Source organism: Microcoleus sp. AT3-D2, from assembly GCF_036705715.1.
Taxonomy (GTDB): domain Bacteria; phylum Cyanobacteriota; class Cyanobacteriia; order Cyanobacteriales; family Microcoleaceae; genus Microcoleus.
In genome coordinates, this window is the sequence record NZ_JAUBVE010000130.1 from 1 (window position 1) to 7,928 (window position 7,928).

General features: G+C 47.1%; 5 protein-coding genes. All 5 read left to right on the forward strand.

Annotated features, from left to right (window positions below):
• Positions 1-1,069 precede the first annotated feature (1,069 nt).
• The gene (locus tag QUB44_RS29635) at positions 1,070-2,371 is read left to right on the forward strand and encodes a glycosyltransferase family 1 protein (protein WP_333373214.1); all 1,302 of its coding nucleotides are present in this window, start codon (positions 1,070-1,072) and stop codon (positions 2,369-2,371) included.
• Between the two features lie 123 nt (positions 2,372-2,494).
• Positions 2,495-3,745, forward strand: coding sequence for a UDP-galactopyranose mutase (glf, locus tag QUB44_RS29640; RefSeq protein WP_333373217.1), 1,251 nt, complete (start codon positions 2,495-2,497; stop codon positions 3,743-3,745).
• A 104-nt stretch (positions 3,746-3,849) separates the two neighbouring features.
• Positions 3,850-4,206, forward strand: a complete 357-nt coding sequence (locus QUB44_RS29645; protein ID WP_333373220.1) for an STAS domain-containing protein — start codon at positions 3,850-3,852, stop codon at positions 4,204-4,206.
• Positions 4,207-4,414: 208 nt separating this feature from the next.
• Positions 4,415-6,298 carry a glycoside hydrolase family 2 TIM barrel-domain containing protein gene (locus tag QUB44_RS29650; RefSeq protein ID WP_333373223.1) on the forward strand — a complete coding sequence of 628 codons (1,884 nt, stop codon included), beginning with the start codon at positions 4,415-4,417 and terminating at the stop codon, positions 6,296-6,298.
• 203 nt (positions 6,299-6,501) lie between these two features.
• Entirely contained in the window at positions 6,502-7,602 is a 1,101-nt protein-coding gene (locus QUB44_RS29655) for a beta-glucosidase (protein ID WP_333373226.1), read from the forward strand.
• Positions 7,603-7,928: the final 326 nt, after the last annotated feature.

Here is a 7,928-nt window from a genome sequence, read left to right on the forward strand (position 1 = left end):
ACTAATTATGAAATGGAACCGAAAAATAAACAATAAAGGTAACGCGAGTTAATGCAGTTTAGATGTCGAACAGCTTATGATGACTGTTATCAACTCCTTTTGTTAAGCTTGATTGAGATCCTCTTACCCTGGCAATTGAATTGGGTTTTCCCCACGATTTCTTAAAGAGTTCGATGGTGCAAGATTTTGCCTTTGGAGGGGGACTGGCAAAAATTGATCGCCGACTTTAAAATTGCTGCTATCTTTTAGTCTGGGCGGGTTTACGTGGATATTTGGCGTTTGATTGCAGATATCGGCGAAGCCGCCCTTAGAGGGATGATTGACATTTGTGCTGTGGGCGCGAGGTTAAACTGACGCCCACAGCGCAAATCTCATCACCTTGGTTTCTTGCCACAGACTCGCGCAAAATCTTAGGTTTATCGTTGCGGTTGCCTGGTTTCTTTCGTATTGTTGAGACAGGTCTTCTTCGGTGAGTTTAACCCCACTCTATAAACTGTCAATTGTTAATCTATCGGAAGTCAGAAATGTCGATTAAGTTTCTGTATATTAGGATACAAATTTACCAAATTAGAGATCTGATGAGTTAAAAAAAAGCAAGGTTTGTCAAATCAAAAAGCAACATAAACTTGATGGCAAATTTTCTCTCATCTTCAAATAAAGCAATAAAACTCGCTCTTTTTTCACCCCGTACCTGCCAGTTAAGAGTCATTTTACAAGGTCGATCGGCATTTTAACGGCTTTTGAACCCAGCATGCAAGCTAGGTGTCTCCTGAGATAAAAGTCATCCTTCAGATAGAAGTTAGGGCAGGAAAACTGGGTTACATTTAACAACAATAGCAAGTCTAACAATATTAACTTATCTCTAAGTTTCAATTCTGAAAAAAGCAGATAAGCCTGTTTTTTCCGCAGCTAAACAGTTTCTTTGTTTAGCTCACTGAATGCGGCGCTTGCTTGTCAATAAAAGTTCTCAGATTTATGCTTGCGACTTTTAGTAAGACACTGCTGAGAAATATATCCTATTGACCAATTTTAACTGACAAATTTTCATTGACAAATTCCAGAGGCTAATATGTCGCTTCCAGAAAACTCAGTAAACAATAAGTATAGCAATAAAAGTCGAGCATGGGAGATCCGATTTACCTCTATAGATCCAGCCAAATCCCCCTCTCAATTCGCTCCCTCGCCCGCATTGCGCGCCAACTTATCAAAAGCTGATGCTTTAGAGGCACCAGATTTAGTTTGCCTGTCTCATTTGCGGTGGAATTTTGTCTATCAGCGTCCGCAACATCTCTTGAGTCGCTGTGCGAAAAGTCGTCGCGTCTTCTTTGTAGAAGAACCAATTTTGAGCGAAGCTACAGATTGGTGGCTTGATGTCAGCATCCACGAAAGCGGAGTCTGGGTAATAGTACCGCACCTGAGCGAAGGAATCAGCGAAGCAACAGCACAAACTGCTCAGCAAGCCATGCTAGATGATTTGTTTCGATCGGCAGAAATTAGCCAGTACATCCTCTGGTATTACACACCAATGGCTGTCAGTTTCACAAACCACTTAAAGCCGCTAGCTGTAGTCTACGACTGCATGGATGAACTGTCAGCATTCAAAGGCGCGCACCCGAATTTAAAAGCCAATGAAAACCAATTATTAAAGCGCGCCAGCGTAGTATTTACCGGGGGACACAACCTTTACGAAGCCAAACAGCACCAGCACCCAAACATTCACGCCTTCCCCAGCAGCATCGAAAAAGAACACTTTGCGACAGCCAGGAATCTTTCACAAGAGCCGGCGGATCAAAAAGACATTCCTCACCCGCGTTTGGGATTTTATGGCGTCATAGACGAACGCATGGATATCGAACTGCTGGCGGGCATCGCCCAAGCAAGGCCGGACTGGCATTTAGTCATCATTGGCCCGGTGGCGAAAATCGATCCGGCAACTCTGCCAACTAACCCAAATATCCACTATCTCGGCGGCAAATCTTATCAAGAACTGCCAGCGTATCTTGGCGGATGGGATATCGCAATGCTACCTTTTGCGATTAACGAATCGACTAAGTTTATTAGTCCCACAAAAACTCCAGAATACCTCGCTGCCGGCAAACCTGTGATTTCTACTCCTATCCGCGACGTGGTGCGATCCTACGGAGAAAACGGCTTGGTTCGGATTGCTAGCAATTCTGAAGAATTCGTTGCTTGTGCCCAAGAAATCCTCAGCGAAAGTTCGGACGTTCGCACCAAGTGGCTGAGCGAAGTAGACGCCTTTTTAGCAGACAATTCTTGGGACAATACCTGGGGCGAAATGCTGCGGTTAATCGAAAGTGCGATCGATGATAAAAGGCAGAAAGCCGAAGGCCGGATGAAAGTTTTAAGTTAGGAATGTTGAGGTTGAAGTTAAAGAGTTATACGTTACGGATTCAAAACTTAACACTCAACACTCCTCGCTGTATGTCCAATTACCAATTATTCCTTACCCTTACCCACAATCAGAGGTGTTTCAATGTTTGACTATTTAATCGTCGGAGCAGGATTTGCAGGTAGCGTCATTGCCGAAAGACTAGCAAATGAAGCCGGAAAAACAGTCCTGATAATTGATACCCGCAACCACATCGGCGGCAACGCATACGATCACTACGACAATCATGGCATCCTCGTACATAAATACGGCCCCCACATTTTTCACACCAATTCGCGCCAAGTTTTCGAGTATCTTTCACGGTTCACCGAGTGGCGGCCCTACGAACACCGCGTCCTCGCCAGCGTTGACGGTCAACTCCTGCCAATTCCGATCAATCTCAACACCGTAAACAAACTTTACGGACTGAATCTCACCTCATTTGAAGTAGAAGATTTCTTCGCGAAAGTAGCAGAACCAAAGGATTACATTCGCACTTCTGAAGATGTAGTTGTCAGCAAAGTCGGTCGCGAACTTTACGAGAAATTCTTCCGCAACTACACCCGCAAACAGTGGGGAATGGACCCCTCGGAACTTGACAAGTCAGTGATCGCCCGCGTTCCCACTCGCATTAACCGGGACGATCGCTATTTTACCGATACTTATCAAGCAATGCCGCTGCACGGCTACACTCGGATGTTTGAAAAGATGCTTTCTCACCCAAACATCAAGGTGATGCTGAATACCGACTACCGGGAGATTGAGGGTTTTATCCCTTACGGGGAAATGATTTACACCGGGCCTGTCGATTCCTATTTCAATTATTGCTACGGCAAACTTCCTTACCGTTCCTTGGAATTCAAGCACGAAACGCTGAACGTACCCGTACACCAAGAAGCACCGGTGGTAAATTACCCCAACGAGCATTTATATACTCGCTGCACCGAGTTTAAATACCTCACCGGACAAGAGCATCTAAAAACTAGCATTGTCTACGAATATCCCCAAGCTGAGGGAGACCCTTACTACCCGGTTCCACGTCCAGAGAATGCCGAAATTTACAAGAAATATAAGGCTTTGGCTGATGCAACTCCGGGAGTTTCTTTCGTGGGAAGGCTGGCGACTTACAGGTATTACAACATGGATCAAGTGGTCGCTCAAGCTTTGACAACTTACACACAAATTACTACCAAGCCGGTGATTGAATTGGTAGAAAATGTTAACGGTTCTGCCTCTAATGTAAGCTCCTCTAATGGAGTTGTCCCCTCTCGCCCAGCCGCAGCTTCTCTAGAAGTTGCTGCTGCCAACCACGGCAACAGCAACGGCAACGGCAACGGCAAATCTGCTAGCAAGTAGCTGGAAGCTGCGAGTTACGGGTAAAAAGGTAAGGTGCCCACGGAGCACCTTACTCGGTTTTCATCAAAAGTTATTTAATAATTCAAACAACCATTGAGGTAAAAATGAACGTTCTAGTTAAAATTGTTTTGTCTCATGAGGTTTTGGAAAATTCTCAATTGGCTCAGTTTCAGAAAGAAATACAGCGCCTAATCGCCAGCGGTGGCAAAATTATTATGCTCGATTTCTCAAAAATAAATTTTCTGAAAAATTCCGAGTTAATGGCGGTAGTCGCGCTCGTGAAATTAGTTAGAGACAGCCAATGTATACTTTTGATCTCTGCCATGAGCGAACAAGTTAGAATTCTATTTGAACTCACGGGACTACAGCAAATATTTCATTGTTTGCCGTTTGCCGAAGAATTTTCTCTCAAAAGTGAGCTAACTGAACCGTTAGGAGGTTTGCAAAGTCTTGCTAGCTAGAGGGAGAGAGGGAGAGGTGGAGAGTCGGTGATAGGAAAAATATTCCTGGTTTTTTCTTCTTTCTTGTGATTAATGAGTTCAGCACAAGAGATCCTTCAGATGAGGCTGTTTTAAGGTGCAGAACTTTTGCAAATTAATCAGCAAAAAACTTGTCAAAGTCAGGGTAATTGTCGCTAACCTATAAATATAACTTTGGGTAGATGTGCCGATGAGTTGGTTAGGTAGAGAACTAGAAAATTGCGAGATAGAAGAGTCTGCAACTCTTGATAGTAAGGTGACAGTTCAAGGACGGAAAACAGGTTATCCGCGCCCCCAACTGCGCCGGAGCAACTGGATTTGTCTCAATGGTCAGTGGAGGTTTGCTTACGATGACGCGGGCCACTGCGTGCAGCCGATCGATATTTCTGAGTGGACTCACACTATAGAAGTGCCGTTTGCTCCAGAATCGGCAAAAAGCGGGATCGGCGACACGAATTTTCACGCCAACTGCTGGTATGAACGCGAATTTGACATACCTCACACAGAAGGCAGAGTTCTCCTCCACTTTGGGGCCGTAGACTACCGCGCCCGCGTCTGGGTGAACGGTCAGTTTGTCATCGAACACGAAGGCGGACACACTCCTTTCACTGCAGACATTACAGCAGTTGTGAACCTCAACGGGCCGCAGCGGGTGACAGTCTGGGCCCAGGACGACCCGCAAGGTTTGGAGCAACCGCGTGGCAAGCAAGATTGGCAAATAGAGCCACATAGTATTTGGTATCCGCGCACGACAGGCATTTGGCAGACAGTGTGGGTAGAATTGGTGCCTCACACTTATATCGAGCGCATCCGCTGGACTCCCCAGTTTGAACGCTGGGAAATCGGTTTTGAAGCGTTTGTCGCGGGCGATCGCCAGTCGGGAATCCAGATTAAAGTTAAACTGTCGATCGGCTGTCTGCTGCTGGTCAACGACACCTACGAAGTCCTCAACGGCGAAATCCACCGCCGCATCGCCCTCTCCGATCCTGGCATCGACGACTACCGCAACGAATTGCTGTGGAGTCCCGAAAAGCCGACGCTAATTAACGCTCAAGTGCAGTTGTGGGCCGACGGCAAACTGCTCGACGAGGTTAAATCTTATACCGCCATGCGGACGGTCAGCATCCAGCGCGATCGTTTCATGCTAAACGGCCGCCCCTACTATTTGCGACTGGTGCTCGACCAAGGTTACTGGCCCGACACCATGATGAGTGCCCCTTCCGACGAAGCTTTGCGGCACGATGTCGAATTAGTCAAAGCAATGGGTTTCAACGGCGTCCGCAAGCACCAAAAAATCGAAGACCCGCGATTTTTGTACTGGGCTGACGTGCTGGGGCTCTTAGTTTGGGAAGAAATGCCCAGCGCCTACCGTTTCACTCCCAAAGCCGTGCAACGGCTGACGCGGGAGTGGACGGAAGTCATCGAGCGCGACGCCAGCCACCCCTGTATCGTAGTCTGGGTGCCGTTCAACGAATCTTGGGGAGTTCCGAATTTAGTCGAAGCGGCAGCCCACCGCAACTACGTGCAAGCGCTGTATTTCTTGACAAAAACCCTCGATTCGACTCGCCCCGTCATCGGTAACGACGGCTGGGAAAGCATCGATACCGACATCCTGGCGATTCACGACTACGACAACAACCCGCAAACCCTAGCCAAGCGCTACGGGCCCGAAGTCCAGCTAGCGGATTTGTTCGATCGCGGGCGTCCCGGCGGGCGAGTCCTCACCCTCGACGGCCACCCGCACCAAGGACAGCCCATGATGCTGACAGAATTCGGTGGCATTGCCTGCGCCGGCCGCGAAAACCCCGATTTTTACAGGGTTTGGGGCTACGTGCGCGCGTCGGACACGATCGAACTGCAAAGGCGCTACACCGCGCTGTTGAAGGTGGTAAACCGAGTGGAAATGTTCAGCGGATTTTGTTACACGCAGTTAACCGATACTTTCCAAGAAGCTAACGGTTTGCTGTATGCCGATCGCACTCCCAAGTTTCCCATAGAGGTGATCGCAGCGGCAACTCTCGGCTGGGATATTCCCGAAGAAAGTTCACAGCCGCAAGCTATTACTCAGTGCTAATTGGTGATTTGTCAAGACAAAAGTAAAAATCTGAGATTTTTTTCTGATTTCATTTTGACTTTTTGCCGATGCATATACTTCTTACAAAAATACCGTTTGTAGTAAGGACTTTAGTTTTTTATGATTGAAATCTAAGGAATTTAGTCCTGACTACAAACCTGAATGCCCCATTACCCATCCGATTGATGTTTCAAAGTTTTTTCATGGGCGGATTTGAATGTTCCACCCACAGAGTGCAATCTGGAAAACGCCTCGATGTCACAGCCGCCACCGGTCACGATAAATTTGCAGCAGCCGACTACCAACGCTTGCAACAGCAAGGCATTTACACAGTCCGCGAAGGTCTCCGCTGGCACTTAATTGAACAGACACCCGGAAAATACGATTTTTCCAGTTCCCTGCCAATCATTCGGGCCGCCCGCGACATGAAAATGCAGGTAATTTGGGATTTGTTTCACTACGGCTGGCCAGACGATATTGATATTTTCAGTCCCGAATTTGTGTCCAGGTTTGCAAACATGGTGCGCGCTTTTATGGAAGTGCTGGCGAACGAAACCGACGAAACACCTTTTGTAACACCTGTCAATGAGATTTCATTTATTGCTTGGGCCGGCGGCGATGTCGCCTACATCAATCCGTTTGCCAAAGGGCGGGGAGACGAGCTAAAAATCCAGTTAGTCAAAGCTGCGATCGCAGCGATAGAATCAGTTTGGGAAGTCAATCCCAGCACTCGCATCGTTCAAATCGATCCCACAATTAACATTATTGCCGATCCTGACAAACCGGAGGATCGGGACGCAGCAGAAGGTTATCGCTTATCTCAATATCAAGCTTGGGATATGTTGGCTGGACGTTTTCGCCCGGAACTCGGCGGCAAGGAAAAATATCTCGATATTATTGGGGTGAATTATTACGATCGCAATCAGTGGATTCACAATGAAGACCCGATGAAATACACCGATCCGCTGTACCGCCCGTTTCGCGAACTGCTGCAAGAAGTGTTTGAGCGCTACCGCCGCCCTTTATTCATAGCAGAAACAGGCACTGAAGACGATTTTAGACCTGTCTGGTTTAATTATGTGTGCACTGAGGTAATGGCGGCGATGAAAGCAGGAGTTCCGATAGAGGGAATCTGCTTGTATCCGATTGTTAACCATCCGGGTTGGGACGACGACAGGCACTGTTACAATGGTTTGTGGGATTATTGCAATGAATCGGGCGATCGAGAAATTTACCAGCCTTTGGCGGATGAATTGCAGTTTCAAAGGCAGCAGATTGAACCATTGCTGAAGTCGCAGGATTGATAGCTGCGATCTAATTCTGTAGGGTGCGCTGCGGCGCACCTTAAGCTATTAATCTAATTAGGGCTTGCTGGATAAGTGCAGAAAGGTTACACGGCTTGGTTATGTGATCGCACGATCAAGAAAAGTGTGCAAAATAAACAGGTAAAATAGTACAAAACCTTTGCATCACCACCTGCGAACGTGTACAGAAAAGCTGAGCTTGCTTTCCCCTCACCCTCCGATTTTGAACTCCCCTCATGTGGAAGGTTGGGGAGCATCCCGGTTTTGTAAATGAGTAAAAGTATGATATAGTACAAAAATTTTCGCTCTCTACTATATAAAAGAAC

Excerpts from the sequence above, each read along its gene's own strand:
- QUB44_RS29635 (WP_333373214.1), top strand. The coding sequence starts at position 1,070 with ATGTCGCTTCCAGAAAACTCAGTAAACAATAAGTATAGCAATAAAAGT.
- glf (WP_333373217.1), top strand. The coding sequence starts at position 2,495 with ATGTTTGACTATTTAATCGTCGGAGCAGGATTTGCAGGTAGCGTCATT.
- QUB44_RS29645 (WP_333373220.1), top strand. The coding sequence starts at position 3,850 with ATGAACGTTCTAGTTAAAATTGTTTTGTCTCATGAGGTTTTGGAAAAT.
- QUB44_RS29650 (WP_333373223.1), top strand. The coding sequence starts at position 4,415 with ATGAGTTGGTTAGGTAGAGAACTAGAAAATTGCGAGATAGAAGAGTCT.
- QUB44_RS29655 (WP_333373226.1), top strand. The coding sequence starts at position 6,502 with ATGGGCGGATTTGAATGTTCCACCCACAGAGTGCAATCTGGAAAACGC.